General features: G+C 69.0%; 15 protein-coding genes. 9 read left to right on the top strand and 6 right to left on the bottom strand.

The window, feature by feature from the left end; genetic code table 11:
* Nucleotides 1–41 precede the first annotated feature (41 nt).
* The 5 genes from ACWY4P_RS02240 (at nt 42) to ACWY4P_RS02220 (ending at nt 5,180) form a co-directional block, all read left to right on the top strand.
* Entirely contained in the window at nt 42–1,172 is a 1,131-nt protein-coding gene (locus tag ACWY4P_RS02240; protein WP_456208384.1) for a mandelate racemase/muconate lactonizing enzyme family protein, read from the top strand.
* A gap of 93 nt (nt 1,173–1,265) precedes the next feature.
* Nucleotides 1,266–2,585, top strand: coding sequence for an ABC transporter substrate-binding protein (locus ACWY4P_RS02235; protein ID WP_456208383.1), 1,320 nt, complete (start codon nt 1,266–1,268; stop codon nt 2,583–2,585).
* An 11-nt stretch (nt 2,586–2,596) separates the two neighbouring features.
* A complete protein-coding gene (locus ACWY4P_RS02230) occupies nt 2,597–3,538 on the top strand; it encodes a carbohydrate ABC transporter permease (RefSeq protein WP_456208382.1) in 942 nt (313 codons plus the stop codon).
* Entirely contained in the window at nt 3,528–4,388 is an 861-nt protein-coding gene (locus ACWY4P_RS02225; protein WP_456208381.1) for a carbohydrate ABC transporter permease, read from the top strand. The genes ACWY4P_RS02230 and ACWY4P_RS02225 overlap by 11 nt, the downstream gene beginning before the upstream one ends.
* A 3-nt stretch (nt 4,389–4,391) precedes the next feature.
* Entirely contained in the window at nt 4,392–5,180 is a 789-nt protein-coding gene (locus tag ACWY4P_RS02220) for a sugar phosphate isomerase/epimerase family protein (protein WP_456208380.1), read from the top strand.
* A gap of 118 nt (nt 5,181–5,298) precedes the next feature.
* Here ACWY4P_RS02220 and ACWY4P_RS02215 read toward each other — a convergent pair whose 3' ends face one another.
* The 6 genes from ACWY4P_RS02215 to ACWY4P_RS02190 are packed head-to-tail and all read right to left on the bottom strand — an operon-like array spanning nt 5,299 to nt 11,480.
* The gene (locus tag ACWY4P_RS02215; protein ID WP_456208379.1) at nt 5,299–6,015 is read right to left on the bottom strand and encodes a TSUP family transporter; all 717 of its coding nucleotides are present in this window, start codon (nt 6,013–6,015) and stop codon (nt 5,299–5,301) included.
* On the bottom strand, nt 6,012–7,082 hold the full coding sequence (locus ACWY4P_RS02210; protein WP_456208378.1) for an ABC transporter ATP-binding protein: 1,071 nt from the start codon (nt 7,080–7,082) through the stop codon (nt 6,012–6,014). The genes ACWY4P_RS02215 and ACWY4P_RS02210 overlap by 4 nt, the downstream gene beginning before the upstream one ends.
* On the bottom strand, nt 7,075–8,088 hold the full coding sequence (locus tag ACWY4P_RS02205) for an ABC transporter ATP-binding protein (protein WP_456208377.1): 1,014 nt from the start codon (nt 8,086–8,088) through the stop codon (nt 7,075–7,077). Before ACWY4P_RS02205 ends, ACWY4P_RS02210 begins: the two co-directional genes overlap by 8 nt.
* Nucleotides 8,085–9,044 carry an ABC transporter permease gene (locus ACWY4P_RS02200; RefSeq protein ID WP_456208376.1) on the bottom strand — a complete coding sequence of 320 codons (960 nt, stop codon included), beginning with the start codon at nt 9,042–9,044 and terminating at the stop codon, nt 8,085–8,087. Before ACWY4P_RS02200 ends, ACWY4P_RS02205 begins: the two co-directional genes overlap by 4 nt.
* A gap of 14 nt (nt 9,045–9,058) precedes the next feature.
* Nucleotides 9,059–9,988, bottom strand: coding sequence for an ABC transporter permease (locus ACWY4P_RS02195; protein WP_456208375.1), 930 nt, complete (start codon nt 9,986–9,988; stop codon nt 9,059–9,061).
* Nucleotide 9,989: 1 nt separating this feature from the next.
* Nucleotides 9,990–11,480, bottom strand: a complete 1,491-nt coding sequence (locus ACWY4P_RS02190) for an ABC transporter substrate-binding protein (RefSeq protein WP_456208374.1) — start codon at nt 11,478–11,480, stop codon at nt 9,990–9,992.
* A gap of 399 nt (nt 11,481–11,879) precedes the next feature.
* On the opposite strand from ACWY4P_RS02190, the gene ACWY4P_RS02185 reads away from it, so the two are divergent.
* The 4 genes from ACWY4P_RS02185 to ACWY4P_RS02170 all read left to right on the top strand — a co-directional run bounded on the left by ACWY4P_RS02185 (nt 11,880) and on the right by ACWY4P_RS02170 (nt 17,079).
* Nucleotides 11,880–12,866 (top strand): 2-hydroxyacid dehydrogenase, encoded by a 987-nt coding sequence (locus ACWY4P_RS02185; protein WP_456208373.1) that lies wholly within the window; start codon nt 11,880–11,882, stop codon nt 12,864–12,866.
* Between the two features lie 59 nt (nt 12,867–12,925).
* Nucleotides 12,926–14,200, top strand: coding sequence for a glucarate dehydratase family protein (locus ACWY4P_RS02180; protein ID WP_456208372.1), 1,275 nt, complete (start codon nt 12,926–12,928; stop codon nt 14,198–14,200).
* Between the two features lie 7 nt (nt 14,201–14,207).
* A complete protein-coding gene (locus tag ACWY4P_RS02175) occupies nt 14,208–15,194 on the top strand; it encodes a 2-hydroxyacid dehydrogenase (protein WP_456208371.1) in 987 nt (328 codons plus the stop codon).
* Between the two features lie 130 nt (nt 15,195–15,324).
* The gene (locus ACWY4P_RS02170) at nt 15,325–17,079 is read left to right on the top strand and encodes an alpha/beta hydrolase (RefSeq protein WP_456208370.1); all 1,755 of its coding nucleotides are present in this window, start codon (nt 15,325–15,327) and stop codon (nt 17,077–17,079) included.
* The last annotated feature ends 5 nt before the right edge of the window (nt 17,080–17,084 follow it).

The raw sequence follows: 17,084 nt of genomic DNA, 5'->3' as shown, positions 1-17,084 counted from the left end.
CACACCCCCCTCAGGTCTCCCGTGAAAGGACCCACCCTCCCATGTCGCGTATCACGGCGGTCGACGTCTTCCCCGTGGCCGTGCCGTTCGCCCGGCGGTTCGTACTCGGCAGCGGCACCGTCGGCACCCCGGACCAGGCGGGATTGGTGATCTTCGTCAGGCTGACCACGGAGGACGGGGTGGTCGGCTGGGGCGAGCAGCGGGCCCTGCCGAGCTGGAGCTATGAGACCGCCGAGACGATCGCCGTGGTCATCAAGCGGCACCTCGCTCCCCTTCTGCTCGAACTCACCCCCTTCGACGTGGAGTTGTTCCACGCGCGAGCGAACCGCCGACTGAGCCCCGCGGTGTCCAACGGCTTTCCGTTCGCTCGGGCCGCGGTCGACATCGCCATGCACGATGCGGCGGGCAAACTGGCCGGGCTGCCGGTCCACGCCCTGCTGGGCGGCAAGGTACGGGACACCATCCCCCTCTGCTCGGCCATCGGCGTGGGGGAGCCGTCCGCGGTCCGCGAGCACGCGCGAGCGTCCGCCGACTACCCGGCGTACAAGGTGAAGATCGGTGGGGACATCGGCGCCGACGCCGCGGCCGTCACGGCGGTCGCCGAGGTCGCGGCGGGCAAGCCCATCTGGCTGGACGCCAACCAGTCCTACCGGCCGAGCGCGCTCAAGCGACTGCTGCACGCGCTGGACGACGTGCCGGGCATCCACTGCGTGGAACAGCCCGTACCGAGCACCGACACCCTCGGCCTACAGCGGCTGCGGAGCATGATCGACCTTCCTGTCGCCATCGACGAGGGCAGCTTCACCGCCCAGGACCTGGCCCGCACCCTCCGCCTCGACGCCGCCGACCTGGTGGTCGTCAAGCTCTGCAAGTCCGGCGGCATCCGTGCCGCCTTGAAGACCGCGCAGGTCGCCCTTGCCGGCGGCCTGGAGGTGCTCGCCAGCGGTCTGACCGACTGCGGCATCGGCTTCGCGGCGGCTCTGCATCTGTTCAGCCAGCTGGAACTGGCCCTTCCGGCCGAGCTGAACGGCCCCGAGCTGCTGTCCGACCTGTATGTCGAGAAGCTGGACATCGTCTCCGCCGTCGCGACCGTCCCCACCGCTCCCGGCCTCGGTGTCGAAGTCGACGAGGAGCGCATCCGCGCCGAGTCGACGGACCTGGCCTTCGTCTGATTCCGCACCGCCCCCACAGCACGCCCCCCACAGCATGTCCCCCCCGCAGCACGCCCTCACCGCAGCACGTCCTTGAACAGCGAGGAGACGACGATGTCTTCCAGCTTGTCCCGCCGCACCCTGCTCAGAAGAACCGCCGCCGGAGGGCTCGCCGTCGCGGGCCTGAGCGGCTGCTCGTCCGGCCCGCCACCGGGCACCGCCACCTGGTCCATGTGGTCCAACGGCCCGGAGGAGGGCAAGGTCTGGTCCGCGTTCGGCAGCTACGTCGAGAAGCGGATGCACGTCAATTCGGTCTCGACGCTCACCCCGTCGGACAGCTACGCCACCAAACTCGACCTCCAACTGGTCAGCGGAACGGCCAGTCTGGTCACCGGCATCAACGGCTGGATGGTGCCGACCTACGCGGCGCGCGGCGCGTACCGGTCCCTGGACGACCTGATCGCCGAGGACCCGGACTTCGACATCGACGACTTCTACCCCGCGATCCGGTCGCTCTCGTCCTTCGCGGGCAAGACCTACGGCATCGGCTTCGATGTGGCGCCCACCGTGCTCTACTACAACAAGACGCTGCTCGACAAGCACGGCATCGACCCGCCGTCCCCCACCAAGCCCATGACCTGGGAGACCCTCCGGGACCTGGCGATCGAGCTGAGCGGGCCCAAGGACAGTTACGGGTTCACCTGCGGGCCGGCCATCGACGACCTGGTGTCGTGGATCTACTCTGCCGGCGGCAACGTCATCAACGACAAAGGCGACGCCAGCGCCCTGGACGCCCCCGAGGCCCGGCACGCCATCGAATTCGTCATCGATCTGTTCGTCAAGGACCGTGCGACCCCGCCGATCACCAACCTGGTCAGCGCGAAGGCCAGCGGCAACGCCCTGGCCAACTTTCTCCAGGGCAATGTCGCGTTCATGCAGAACGGACCCTGGCAGGTGCTCAACGTCCGCAAGGCGCCCTTCGAATGGGACATCGTCCCGTTCCCCGCGGGGCCCGCGGGGAGCAAACCGCGCGTGTCGGGCTCCAGCTTCGGCATCCCCTCCGGCGTCAAGGGCTCCGACCTGGATCTGGCCTGGCGGCTGCTGAAGACCCTGACCAGCACCGGCGCGCTGGACATCTACGCGACGGCCGGGCGTAACAACCCGGCCAGGCGCTCGGCGGGCAGCGCCTTCAAACCACCGCCCGCCAACCTCGGCGTCGTCCAGCGGATTCTCAAGGGCGAGGTCGCCGGCGGCCACCCCTTCGACGTCACCACCAACTGGAACCGGGTGCGGCTGCTGATGGGCCAGGAGCTGCCGCGGGCCTTCCTCGGCGATCTGACGGTCGCCGAGACCATCGAGAACATCAACCCGCGGCTGAACGTCCTGATGCGGCAGCACCGGGACGCCGTCCGACAAGCCGACCGGCGCGGTTAGGGAGGAAGACCATGGCTGTCGAGACCCGCACCGCCGCACCCGGGACCCCGACCCGGCGGCCCTCCGGGCCGCGCCCCCGATGGAGCCGCTCGGAGGCGTTCACCGCCTGGCTGTTCCTGTTGCCCAGTCTGATCGGGTTTCTCGTCTTCACCGCCGGCCCGGTCATCGCCGCGGGTGTGATCTCGCTGCTCGACTGGAATCTGTTCAGCCCGCCCAGCTTCGCGGGCCTGGACAACTTCACCCGGCTGGGACCGGACGAGACGTTCTGGTCGGCATTCGGCAACACCCTGTACTTCACCTTCGCCAGCGTGCCGTTGACCCTGCTGGTCAGCCTGGCGCTCGCCCTGCTGCTCAACCAGGGGATCCGGCGCATCGCGGTCTTCCGGTCGCTGCTCCTGCTGCCCTATGCCACCATCACCGTCGCGGTGGCCTTCGTCTGGATCTGGCTCTACATCCCGACCGACGGACTGGTCAACGCCGTGCTCGGCGTCTTCGGAATCGACGGTCCGGCCTGGCTGATCTCGGACGACTGGGCGATGCCGGCCCTGATCGTGATGAGCGTCTGGAAGAGCTTCGGGTTCGGCATGGTGATCTTCCTCGCCGGACTGCAGGCCATCCCGCAGCAGCTGTACGAGGCCGCCAGGGTCGACGGCGCCACACCGTGGAGGACCTTCCGCAGCGTGACGCTGCCGCTGCTCTCCCCGGCGATGTTCTTCGTCGTCGTCACCTCGATCATCAATTCGTTCCAGGTATTCGACCAGGCACTGGTGATGACGGACGGCGGGCCGGGGTCACGTACCACCACCCTGGTCGTGTACATCTACCAGACGGGATTCCAGAACTATGAGCAGGGCTACGCGGCCGCGCAGTCGATCGTGCTGTTCGCCTTCATCGCGGTGATCACCGCGATGCAGTTCCTCCTCCAGCGGAGGCTGGTGCACTATGACAACTGACACCCCCGTACTCGCGCCGCTGCGCCGCTCGCCCGTCGCGAGACGGAAACTGCTGGTGTTCACCTGCTTCCTGGCCACGGCGATCACCCTCACCCCGATCGTGATGATGGTCCTGGTCGGCTTCCAGTCCGACACCGAATCGATGGAGGCCAAGCCCTCCTTCTGGCCGAGCAGCTGGCACCCGGAGAACATCGGCCGCGCCTTCGACCTGGTCCCGATCGGCCGCTATCTGCTGAACACCGTCATCTTCGCCGGTGGCACCACGATCCTGGAGACGATCACCGCGGCGCTGGCCGCGTACGCCTTCGCCCGGCTCAACTTCCGTGGCCGCGAGGTGCTGTTCGGCGTGTATCTGGCCACCTTGATGATCCCGACGCAGGTCACCCTGGTCCCGCAGTTCATCCTGGTCGCCAAGTTGCACGGGGTCGACACCTGGGCCGGGATGATCCTGCCGCACGCGTTCACCGCGCTCGGGGTGTTCCTGCTGCGGCAGTTCTTCCTCGGCATCCCCCGGGACTACGAGGAGGCGGCCCGCCTGGACGGGGCGAACCGCTGGCAGACCTTCGTCCGGGTGATCGTCCCGCTGGCCGTGCCGGCCATCGCCACCCTGGCCGTGTTCAAGTTCATCAGCCAGTGGAACAACCTGCTCTGGCCGCTGGTGATCTCCAACAGCGACGCCACCAGGACCGCGTCGGTCGGCCTACAGGTGTTCCAGTCCACCAACGGAACCCAGTGGAACCTGCTGCTGATGGCGGCCACCATCACCACCGTTCCGCTGATCCTGCTCTTCTTCCTCACCCAGCGATGGTTCGTCAAAGGCATCACCATGAGCGGACTCGGAGGCCGCTGATCCATGACATACCTGTGGTCCGTCTTCACCAAGCCCTGGTCCGGCCTGCCCGGTGACGAGCTGGGCAAGCTGGTCTCCGGACTCGGCTTCACCGGCGCCGAGGTCCCGGTACGGGACACCGCGCACGTCACCCCGGCCGAGGCCGAACGGCTGCTGCCGACCTTCACCGCCCAGCTGAAGGCCCACGGCGTCGAGGTCATCAGCGTCGCGAGCGGACTGGACGAGCCCGTCTTCGCGGCCTGCCGCGCGGCGGGCGTGCCGATGATCCGCGTCATGGCCGAACTCGGCCCCGACGGCTATACCGCCTCCGTCCGCCGCTTCCGGCAGCGCCTGGAAGCCGCCGCACCCCTGGTGGAGCGGTACGGCGTGCAGGTGGGGGTGCAGCCGCACCATGGGCGCTTCGTCTCCTCCGCGCTGGGCGTGATGGACCTCCTCGACGGGCTGCCGCCGGAGGGTTTCCGGGTGGTGTGGGACGCCGCCCACGACGCGCTCGCGGGCGACGACCCCGGGGTGACACTGCCGCTGGTCGCGGACCGGCTCGGCATCGTCAACCTCAAGAACGTCGTCCATGTGCCGGTCGAGCCCGCCGGGGAGTCGGTCGGCGGTCACTGGAAGCCGTGCTTCGTCCCGGGCGCCGAGGGGTTGTCGAACTGGTCGGCGGTCTTCAACCGGCTGGCCGACATGGGCTGGTCGGGACCCGTCTGCCTGTCCGGCCAGTACTCCGAACCGAGCGTTCCGGTCGAGGAGCGCCTGGCGACGGACCTGGCGGCGGCACGCGCGGCGAGCGCCTGACGCGCCGGAGCGAGGGGTGCCGCCCCATGGCTTTCGTCAGGACTCCCGACCGCGCACCGCCGCCCGGCACGCGTCGTACGCCGACGGGGCGGCAGCCCGGCTCAGAGGAGCTGCCGGCTCAGAGGAACTGCTGGATCAGCAGCACGGTCGCGCTCGCCACCGCGAGCACCATGGCGACGGCCCTGGTACGCCGCATGTCCAGTCTGCTGGACAGCGGGCGGGCGAGCAGCACCCCGATCGCCGCGGCCGGGGCCAGCAGGGCGGTGTACCGCAGGCTGTTCGTGTGCACGGCCCCGGTCGCCGTCAGCGTGGCCAGACTCATCGCGGAGCCGGCCAGGAAGAACCCGCTCATCGTGGAGCGCAGCTTCGGGCCGCTCAAGCGCTGCCAGACCATGGCCATCGGCGGCCCCCCGATGGAGGTGGCCGTGCCCATCACCCCCGAAACCAGGCCGGCCAGCAGTACGGACCGCCGTCCTGGCCTCGGGACGAAGCCGCGCAGGCTCACCGCGACGCCCGCGAGGACGACCACGGCGACGAGGAAGGCGAGTTGCCGGGCGGGCAGCACGGCGACCAGCACCGCGCCGCCCAGGACGCCCGGCACCCGGCCGACCAGCGCCCACCCCGCTCCTCGTACGTCCGCGTGCCCGCCTTCCAGCACCAGGACGGCGGCCGTGACCCCGGTGGCGAGCAGCAGCACCACCACCGGGGTGAGCGAGGGGTCCAGCATCGCGATCACCGGGGCGGCGAGCAGGCCGAGTCCGAAGCCGATGGAGACCTGGAACAGCGACCCGACCGCCACGGTGAAGAAGAGCAGGACGAACTCCGGCGCGCTCATGCTCCCGTCGGCCCGGTGCCCAGCGGGAAGTGGCACAGGGCCTCGTGCGGCTCCCGCACGGTGTCCGCCGTGCTGTCGCGGGTGACGACCTGGGGAGCGTGCTCGGCGCACCGGGCCTCGCTCTTCCAGCAGCGGGTGCGGAACCGGCAGCCCGACGGAATGTCGTACGGGGAGGGGATCTCCCCGCGCAACTGGATCTCCCCGTCGGGTGTCTCCCCGGAGACGTCGAGCGTGGGCGCGGCCGACATCAGGGCGGCGGTGTAGGGGTGCAGGGGCCGGTCGAAGACGTCTTCGGTGTTGCCGTGTTCGATGACCTTGCCCAGATACATCACCGTCACCCGGTCGGAGACATGTCTGACCACAGACAGGTCATGGGAGATGAAGACATAGGAGACGCCGAGCCTCTCGCGCAGCTCGGAGAGCACATTGAGCACCTGGGCCTGCACCGACAGGTCCAGCGCGGACACGGGCTCGTCGCACACGATGAGGTCGGGGTCGAGCGCCAGCGCGCGGGCGATGCCGATGCGCTGCCGCTGCCCGCCGGAGAACTCGTTCGGGTAGCGGTGGGCGTCGCTCTCCCGCAGTCCGACGAGGGACAGCAGCTCACGGACCCGTCGGTCCCGGTCCTTCGCCGTGGGCACGATGTCGCGGTGGGTGCGCCACGGCTCGCCGATGAGGTCGGCCGCGGACATCCGGGCGTTGAGCGAGGCGAACGGGTCCTGGAACACCATCTGCACCCGACGCCGCCAGGCCAGCAGTTCCTTGCCCTTGAGGGTGAACGGATCGGTGCCGTTGAAGCGCACCGTCCCCGAGTCCGGCCGTTCCAGCCCGAGCACCACTCTGGCCAGGGTCGACTTGCCACAGCCGGACTCGCCCACCAGGCCGAGGGTCTCCCCGCGCTCGAGCCGCACATCGACTCCGTCCAGCGCGGTCAGGCGCCGGCGCCCATGGCCGAACGACTTGGTGATGCCGCGGACCTCGAGCAGGGGCGGGGAGCCATCCGAGCTGTCACCGCGCGGGTCCGCGGCGGTGGTTTCGGCGACGGGAATCCCAGATACATCAGACACGGTCGAGCTCCTCGGAAAAGTGGCAGGCGGCCGAGCGTGAGGCGCCGACGGACACCAGCTGAGGACGTTCCTGGGCACAGCGCTCCCTGGCCAGCGGGCATCTGGCCTGGAAGACGCAGCCGGAGGGGACCGCGCTGAGCTCGGGCGGGCTCCCCGGCACGGCGGGCAGCGGGCGCCCCCTGACGGCATGTTCGGGAACGGAGTCGAGCAACCCCTTGGTGTAGGGGTGGCGGGGGCTGGAGAACACCTCCGCCACCGGGCCGGTCTCCACCACGTTGCCCGCGTACATGACCACGACGTCGTCGGCGCGCTGGGCGACCACCGCCAGGTCGTGGGTGATCAGTACGACCGCCATGTCCCGCTCGGTCTGCAGGTCCCGCAGCAGCCGCATGATCTGCGCCTGCACGGTGACGTCGAGCGCGGTCGTGGGCTCGTCGGCGATCAGCACATCGGGGTCGAGGGCGACGGCCATCGCGATGAGCAGGCGCTGGCGCATACCGCCGGAGAACTGATGCGGGTACGAGCGGGCCCGCAGCCGCGGCTCGGGGATGCCGACGCGGGTCATCAGCTCGACTGCCTTCTCCCTGGCTTCGCGCCGCGACAGCCCGCGATGGATGCGGAACGGCTCGGCGAGTTGCCTCCCGACCGGCTGCACGGGGTTGAGCGCGGTCAGCGCGTCCTGGAAGACGATCGACAGCCCGGGGCCGGCGAGCTTTCTGCGGCCCGCCGGTTTCAACTTCAGCACATCGGTGCCGGACACGCACACGGATCCGTCCGTCACCTCGGCCACCGGGTCGAGCAGTCCGGCGATCGACAGCGCGGTCATCGACTTGCCACAGCCGGACTCGCCCAGCAGCGCCAGTGTGCGCCCCTTGCGCACGCTGAAGCTGACGCCGTCCACGGCGCGTACCGTGCCGGAGGGGGTGCGCAGATCGACGGAGAGTCCCTCGACTTCGAGCGCGGGACGACCGGCCTCAGAGGGCGCGGGCAGGGTTGACGGCTTCACGCGATCATCTCCGAGGGAACGGCGGCTCGGGCGCCGCGTCGCTTCTTGGGCAGCGTCAGACGCCAGCGCTGGGCGGGGTCCGTGGCCAGCCGCACCCACGCGGCGAGCACCGTGGCCGACACTGTGGTGAGTACGATCGCGAGCCCCGGCAGCACGGCGATCCACCAGGCGGTCTGCAGGTACTGGCGGCCCTGGGCCACCATCAGCCCCCAGCTCACATCCGGGGGCTGGATGCCGATGCCGAGGAAGCTCAGCGAGGACTCGGTCAGCATGACGAAGCAGAAGTCGAGCGTGGCCACGGTCAGCAGCGTCGGCAGCGCGATCGGCAGGATGTGCCGGATGATGATGTTCCGGCTCGGCGTGCCGAAGGTCCTGGCCGCGTCGACGAACAGGCGGCTCTTGAGCTCGGCAGACTCCGCGCGGGCGGTGCGCAGATAGACGGGTATGCGCGCGATGGCGAGGATCAGCACGATGTTCATCGCGCTGGGCGAGAAGACGTACAGCACGACCACCGCGATCAGCAGCGAGGGGAAGCTGAGGATGACGTCGGCGACGCGCATCGCGATGTTCTCGCGCCAGCCCCCGTGGTAGCCGGCCCACATCCCCAGCGCGGAGCCGATGAGCAGCGAGCACAGCACCGCGGGCACCGCGACGTACAGCGTGGTCCCGGCGGCCTCGACCAGCCGGGCCAGCACGCTGCGTCCCAGCACGTCCGTGCCGAGCAGCCCGTAGAAGCCGTGGTCGAGGGACGGCGCGCGCAGCGAGGCGCCGAGGTCCTGGCGTACCGCCCGGTCGCCGACGAAGAGCCGGCCGAACAGCGCGATGAGGAACACCAGGGCGAGGATGACGGCCGCGACGGCCGCGGTCCGGTCCCGGCCGAGCAGCCGCCACCAGCGGGGCGGACGGGCGCGCGGCGAGTCGGCCGCGCCGGAGGGACGGTCAACAGGGTCGGTCATGGTGGCTCCTTGGCTCACGCCGGCACCGCCTGGCGCACTCGGGGGTCGATCAGCGCGTGGCAGACGTCGACGACGATGTTCAGCACGAAGATCGTCACTGCGGTGATCATGACGGCGGCCTGCAACACGGCGAAGTCGCGCTGCAGAATCGAGTCGATCATGAGCTTGCCGATCCCGGGCCAGCCGAAGATCGTTTCCACGATCACCGCGCCGTTGACGAGACCGACGGTGAGGTCCCCGGCCACGGTCAGGACGGGCGTGATGGCGTTGCGCAGGGCGTGTCCGAACACCACTCGCTTGGCATCGGCGCCCTTGCTGCGGGCGACCTTGACATAGGGCGCGGACAGCGCGCCGACCATGCTGCCGCGGACCACCTGGACGAGCACGCCGAACGGACGGATCAGCAAGGTGGCGATGGGCAGCACCCATATCTCGGGGCCGCCCAGGGTGCCGGAGGTCGGCAGCCAGTCCAGGCCCACCCCGAAGACCAGCACACCCATGATCGCGAACCAGAAGTCGGGGATGCTGGCCGCGGTCATCGACAGCAGACCGGCGATCCGGTCGATGAGCGAGTTGGGCCAGTAGGCGGCGAGGCTGCCGACCAGCAGGGCGCCGAGGATCGCCAGGAGCATGGTCATGCCGGCGAGCTGGAGGGTGACGGGAAACGCGTCGAGCACCATCGTGGTGGCCGACTGCCCGGTGCGCAGCGAGGTGCCGAAGTCGAGGTGCGCGGCCTGGGTGAGGTAGTGCCACAGCTGCACCGGGATGGAGTCGTCGAAGCCGTGGGCGGCGGAGAACTCCGCGCGCTGCTGGGAGGTGGCGCTCAGCGGCAGATAGAGGTCGACCGGGTTGCCGGTCAGGCGTGCCAGGCAGAACACGCCCAGCACCACGAAGACCAGGGGAATGGCGCTGGAGATGATGCGCTTGCGCAGGAAGGTCACCATGTCAGTGCTTCCCCGCCTTCACCGGGCTGGCCTCGGCCAGTCGCATCTCGTCTCCGGTGGCGGAGTTCGGCCGGTACCGGACCGACGGCGACAGGCCGAGCAGTCCGCGCATATGAGCCAGGTAGGCGAACTGCGCGACCGTCTTGTTCTGGTAGGCGAGCAGATCGGCGAAGGCCTTCTCACGGGCCTTGCCGGAGAGCGCGTTCGCCGCGGCGATGCGCCGGTCGAGCTCCGGGGTCCCGAAGGTGGACTGCGGGCCGTTGCTCAGCAGGTACTGACTGGTGGTGAAGGCCGCGTCCCCGGCCTGGTTGCCGTGCTGGACCAGCATCGCTATCGGCCCGACGCCGCGAGGCAGCGGACGCAGCTGGTACTGAAGACTGGTGGCCGTATCCGCCATGCGAATCCTTACGTTCAGCCCTATCTGAGCCATCTCGTACTGCAGGGCCTCGGCCGTCTCCGCGATCCCGGCGAACTGGCCGTTGCGCGCGACGATGGTGATCCGCCGCTTGATGGGGACGCCGTCGGCAGCCGCCTGCTTGACCAGCGCGCGGGCCGCGGCCACGTTGTACGAGGGAGGGACGAGGTCGTCGTTGTGGCCCACCACGCCCGGTGGGACGAGTTGCGCGGCGGGCTTGGCCAGTCCGCCGAGAAGAGCTTTGACGATGCCCTTGCGGTCGATGGCCATGCCGATCGCCTTGCGCACCCGGATGTCGTTGAGCGGTGCCTCACGGCCGTCCAGCCGCAGGGCGGTCGTCTCGTTGTTGGGGAAGGCGACGGAGTTGTCCTTGGTCGCGTCCATGGGATCCAGCGAGGTCGCGATGTCGGCCTCGCCCTTGTTGATCATGGCTGCGCGGACGCTGGCATCGCTGCGCCAGACATACATGGCCCGGGGGTAGGCGGGGGCCTTCCCCCAGTACTTGCCGTAACGGGTCAGGGAGATCGAAACACCGGTCTGCCAGGCCTTGACCGCGTAGGGGCCGGTGCCGATCGGCACCCGCACCTTGGCCTTGGCGTCGGTGGTGCGCGGCACGATCTCGATGAAGCTGATCCGCAGCGGGAGGATGGGGTCGGCCTTCTTGGTGGTGACGGTCAGCCGGGTGGGGCTGACGGCGCGCACGTCGAGCTTGTCGTCGCCGAAGACATAGCCGTCCACGTTACAGGCGAGATCGGAGTTGACGGCGCGGTCGATGGAGAACGCGGCGTCCTTGGCGGTGAACGGCTGTCCGTTCTGGAAGGTCACGCCGGTGCGGATGTCGAAGGTCCATGTCGTGGGCTTCGTCTGCCGCCAGCCGGTCGCCAGTAGTGGCTCCAACTTGCCCGAGGTGGGGTCCCGTTCAACCAGCGGTTCAGTGATGTTGGAGCGGACGACGACACCGGTCGCGGTTGTCGATGACTCGCAGGGTTCCAGCGTCGGTGGTTCCTGAGTGAGAACCACCCGCAGCGTGCTGCCGTCCGCGCTGCCGGCGTCACCGGCGGCGTCGCTGTTCGCCACGGCGCACGCGCTGGTCAGCAGCATCGTGCCCGCGGCCAGAAAGGTGAGAACCGGATGTGCTCGGGACCTTTTTGGGCGAGGGAAGGAGCGTACGGAGGACTTCATCGTCGGCGTATCTCCGAAAGGGCTGAAGTGGTGCCGCCGGAGACGCGATTGTTGACATGGCTGTCCATACATGCGTACCCGGTCTGCATTTGTAAACGCCGAAGCTAAGGCCGAGGTGCGGGGGCGTCAAGGGGTCTGGCCAAAGCGTTGGTCGCGTGGCCCGAAGCAGGTCAGGACGAGTCCCCTGGCAGCCCATTGATACGGAGAAGGTATCGAGCGATACACTTTTAAGCTTAGACAGGCATCGAAATCGGCCATACGCTCCCGGCCATTCCACAAGAACGGGAGTGGCCCATGCCCTCAACTGGCACCATTGGCACCGACGCCGCTGACGGCACCGACGGCACTGTGCTTCAGGTGTGTCCGCTGCTGCCGACCCTGGAAGCCGCGCTGGCCGCGCACCATCACATCGTGCGACTCGCGGAGCTGCCCGATCCCGACGCCTATCTGCGGGACCACGGTGGCGAGGTGGTGGCCGCCGTGACCAGCGCACGGTTCGGAGTGTCGAACGATCTGATGGACGCCCTGCCCGCGCTCCGCGCGATCGTCCACTTCGGAGTCGGCTACGAGACCACGGACGTCTCCCGGGCCCGTGCGCGCGGCATCGACGTCAGCAACACCCCGGACGTACTCACGGACTGCGTGGCCGACCTCGCCGTCGGCGGCCTGATCGACGTGATGCGGCGACTGTCGGCCGCCGACCGCTTCGTCCGCAGCGGGGCCTGGGCCCAGGACGCCTTCCCCCTCTCGGCCAAGGTGAGCGGGAAGCGCGTGGGCATCCTCGGGCTCGGCAGGATCGGGCGTGCCATCGCCCGGAGGCTGGAGGGCTTCGGTGTGGAGCTCCTCTACTGCTCGCGCACGCCCGCCGAGGACGTGAGCTATCGCCGCCTGTCGTCGCCCGCCGAGCTCGCCGCGGAATGCGACGCGCTGGTCGTGGCGGTCTCCGGAGGCGGCGCCACCCAGGGCCTGGTCTCGGCGGGCGTGCTCGACGCGCTCGGCCCTCAGGGTTACCTGGTGAACGTCTCGAGGGGCAGCGTCGTCGACGAGCCGGCTCTGGTGCACGCCCTGGTGAACGGCAAGATAGCGGGTGCGGCGCTCGATGTCTTCGCGGACGAGCCCCGCGTTCCCGAGGCCCTGCTGGACCTGGATACGGTCGTCCTGCTTCCGCACATCGCCAGTGCGACCCATGAGACGCGTGAGGCCATGGGGGAACTCACCTTCCGCAACCTGCATCAGTTCATGACCGAGGGCACGCTCCTGACGCCGGTGCCGAAACATTGACAGCCGCATCGACCCCTGTTTACAAATGAAGACGTCAGCTACATATGAGGACGGTGTTCATGGGCGGGACGGCTGAACGCATCGCCGAAGTCACGGTCACCCCGGTGGCCTTCCGGGACTACCCCCTGCTCAACGCGGTGGGGGTGCATGAACCGTACGCGCTGCGCACCATCGTGGAACTCACCACGGTGAGCGGTGTCACCGGCATCGGTGAGACCTACGGCGGCACCGTGCACCTGGAGCGGCTGCGCCGGACCGCCGAGGAACTCGTCGGCATGGACGTCTGGAGCCTGAACGACCTGATGCTGCGCACCCGTCGCGCGCTCGGTTCGGACACCGCCGGAGGGGACGGCATGTCCGGCATGGTCACCGGCAGCAGCACGGTGGACCGCGTCATGTCCCCGTTCGACGTCGCCTGCCTGGACATCCAGGGCAAGCTGGTGGGACGGCCGGTCAGCGACCTCCTCGGCGGCGCCGTGCGGTCCACCGTGCCCTACAGCGCCTACCTCTTCTACAAGTGGGCGGGACACCCGGACCAGCCGGACGACGACTGGGGCGCCGCGCTCGACCCGGAGGGACTGGTCGAACAGGCCCGGCGCATGATCGACCAGTACGGCTTCTCCTCCATCAAGCTCAAGGGCGGCGTCTTCCCGCCTGACGAGGAGATCGCCGCGATACGCGCCCTGCGGGCGGCCTTCCCCGACCTGCCGCTGCGGCTCGACCCGAACGCCGCCTGGAGCGTGGAGACCTCGCTCCACGTCGCCCGTGAACTCGACGGAACCCTTCAGTACCTGGAGGACCCGACCGGGGGTATCGCCGGCATGGCGGCCGTGGCACGGCAGACCGACACCCCCCTGGCGACCAACATGTGCGTCGTCTCCTTCGACGACCTCGCCCCCGCCGTCGCACAGGGCTCGGTGGGGATCGTGCTGTCCGACCACCACTTCTGGGGCGGCCTGCGGCGCTGTGCGCAGCTCGCCGCGATCTGCGAGACGTTCAACCTCGGCCTGTCCATGCACTCCAACTCCCACCTGGGAATCAGCCTCGCCGCGATGACACATCTGGCCGCCGCCACGCCACGGCTGACCTATGCCTGCGACACGCACTGGCCGTGGAAGCAGCCGGACGAGGACGTGATCGCCCCGGGAGTCCTGCGGTTCACCGAAGGGCGGGTCGAGGTGCCCAGCGCCCCGGGCCTCGGCGTGGAGCTGGACCGGGACGCGCTCGCCCGGCTGCACCGGCAGTACCTCGACTGCGGGGTGCGCGACCGCGACGACACCGGCTACATGCGCCGCTTCGAGCCCGCCTTCGAGCCCAAGACCCCCCGGTGGTGACCGCGGTATGCGCATCATGCTCAACCACCGGATCCTGAGCAGGTTCACCGAGCGGCTGAAGACGCGGACCGAGGGCCGGCACGAGTGGCTGGAGGCCTCCGGCTGGGACGCGGAGCGGATCGCCGACGCCATCGCCGACATCGACGTCTACGTCGGCTCACAGCTCACCGAGGAGAACGCGCGGCGGGCCCGACGGCTCCGTCTCGTCCACGTGGTCGGAGCGGGCTACGACGGCATCCCCCTGGGGGCGCTGGGGCCGGATGTGATCGTGGCCAACACCCACCACCACGGCAGGTCGATCGCCGAACACGTCCTGATGTGCGTTCTGATGCTGTCCCGGCGCGTGCTCACGGCCGATCACGAGCTGCGCGCGGGGCGGTGGCGGAACGTCGCCGTCGAGTCCACCCTGCCTTTCGGGGACACCCTGCGGGGGCGGCGCGTCGGTGTCATCGGGTTCGGGGAGACGGGGACGGAGATCGGCCGGCTGTGCCAGGCGGTCGGTCTGGGCGTGCGGGTCGTACGCCGCGATCCGTCGGCCCCTCTGCCGGAGGATCTGCGACCCGACTGGGTGGGTGGCACGGACCGGCTCCCGGAGCTGCTGGCCGACTCCGACATCGTCGTGGTCACCGTTCCGCTGGGCCCCGCCACCCGCGGGCTGATCGGACCGGCCGAGCTGGCCACGATGGGCCGCCACGCCGTCCTCGTCAATGTCGCCCGCGGCCCCGTCGTTCAGGAGGAGGCACTGTACGAGGCGCTGTCGGCCGGCACCATCGCCGGTGCGGCCCTCGACGTGTGGTGGGCCGGCCCGCCGCACGCGCCGAGCCGCCTGCCGTTCCACACCCTGCCCAATGTGGTGATGACACCGCACAACTCCGGCCATACCGAGGAAACCTTCGCTGCCCGGGCCACGGAGATCGCGGCCAACGTCACCCGTCTGGCACAGGGGAGTCCCCTCACCAACGTGGTGCGCGGGGCCGGCTTGCCGATGTCCTGAAAAGCGACTCGTGCGACACTGACGCGACTCACGGAAAACTTCCCCTCCGATAATTCGCTCTGTTACCTTCCTTGTTCTGTCATGAAGAACATGGCGCAGTGGGTGGAGGAAGGCAGTCGGGGGCCACCTCATGGTTGTTTTTGCGCAGTTGAAGGCGATCGACCCTGCTCAGCTGGAGCAGGCGGCGGATGGCTGGCACAAGGTGAGCAGCAGCGCCGGCGCGGCCAAGGACCGGCTGAACAATGAAATCCAGGCAAAGCTCCGCGGGGGTCTGAAGGGCCAGGGGGTCGGTGCGGCGCTTGGCCGGCTGGAGCGGCTGAGTGAGAACTTCCACTATATGCAGGTGGAGTGTGCGCTGATTCTTACGGCGTTGAACGGGCTGGCCGGGGAGTTGCGGGCGGCGAAGAAGAAGATGGACAACGCCGTCCAGGATGCCCAGGACGCGGGGATGACCGTCAAGGAAGACGGTTCGGTGGAGTACAAGCCCCCGTTGGTGCTGCTGCCGGGCCAGGAGTACGAGCCGGCCGGGAACGGCCTGACGCCGTACGTCACCACGACGCCCAAGCAGCGGGCTCAGGGGTTCGCCGACCGGATCGGTGACGCGCTCAAGGACGCGACCGAGGCGGACGGCAAGTACGCGAAGATGCTGGGCAAGCTGATCACGGTGGCCGATCTGTCGGTCACCAAGGAGGACTGGACCGACGCCGCGCAGGACCGGGGGGACGTCAAGAAGACGGTCGGCGACTACGTGCGCGAAGTTCCCAAGGACAAGTCCCCCAAGCACAACGCGGCTTGGTGGAAGAGCCTCAGCAAAGAGGAGCAGGCGGAGTACATCTCCCTGTATCCGGCGAGCGTGGGCAAGCTGGACGGCCTTCCCGTCGAGGACCGGGACGAGGCGAATCGCGTCTGGTTCAACGAGCAGCGGGCGAAGTACCAGACCGAGCTGGCCAATCTGCCGCCCGAGCCGAAGCCGAAGAACATCCTGGCCGGACGCTCTTACGTGATCAACCCGGAATGGATGAAGTGGGACAATCATAGGAAGCATGTGGAGGCCTCCCTCGACGGCATGAAGCGCATTCAGGAGCGTTTCGACGTGACGGGAAAGGTCGCCCCCTTCTCCGGCACCCGGCCTTCCGGGTACAAGCCGGCCGGCGACGGGCTGCCGCCCGCGTATCTGCTTGATTTCGACGCCGAGAAGAACGGGCGCGCGATCATCGCGAACGGCAACCCGGACATGGCCGATCACACCGCCGTGATGGTCGACGGCACCAAGAGCAAACTCGGCGCCATCCACACACCCATCGTCAGGGGCACCAACCTGTGGCAGGCCGCCAGCGCGATGCCGGGCGAGCCGAAGGTGTCGACCATCACCTGGCAGGGCTACGACGCTCCGCAGAACCTCTTCCCGCAAGGCGCGTCGAACAAGTACGCCGACCGGGCGGCGGGGGATTTCAACGACTTCCTGTCGGGGCTGCACACCTCCCACAACCCGTCGGCCGACGACCACCTGTCGGTGCAGGCTCATAGCTACGGGAGCGTGGTGGTGGGCTCTGCGGCCCGCCAGAGCACCCTGGAGGCGGACGACGTGATGTTCAGCGGGAGCCCGGGCGTCCAGGTGGGGCGGGCCGAGGACATGGACGTAGCCCCCGGACATGTGTGGAACCAGAAGGCGCAGGACGACCCGGTCCCCAGGCTGGGAGGGCCCGCCCATGGCCACCACGAGGGCCTGACGCAGTTCATCACCCCCCACGACCTCATCTTCGGCGCCAAGCAGATGTCCACCGACACCAGGGGGCACGGAAACTACTGGACGGCCGGATCGGAGAGCCTGGAGAACCAGGCGAGAGTCGTGGTGGGACGCTACGACGAGGTCCAGTTGAAGTGAGCCAC

The sequence above is a fragment of the Streptomyces sp. LZ34 genome, assembly GCF_053890475.1.
This window is presented reverse-complemented; position numbering and strand designations above follow the sequence as displayed.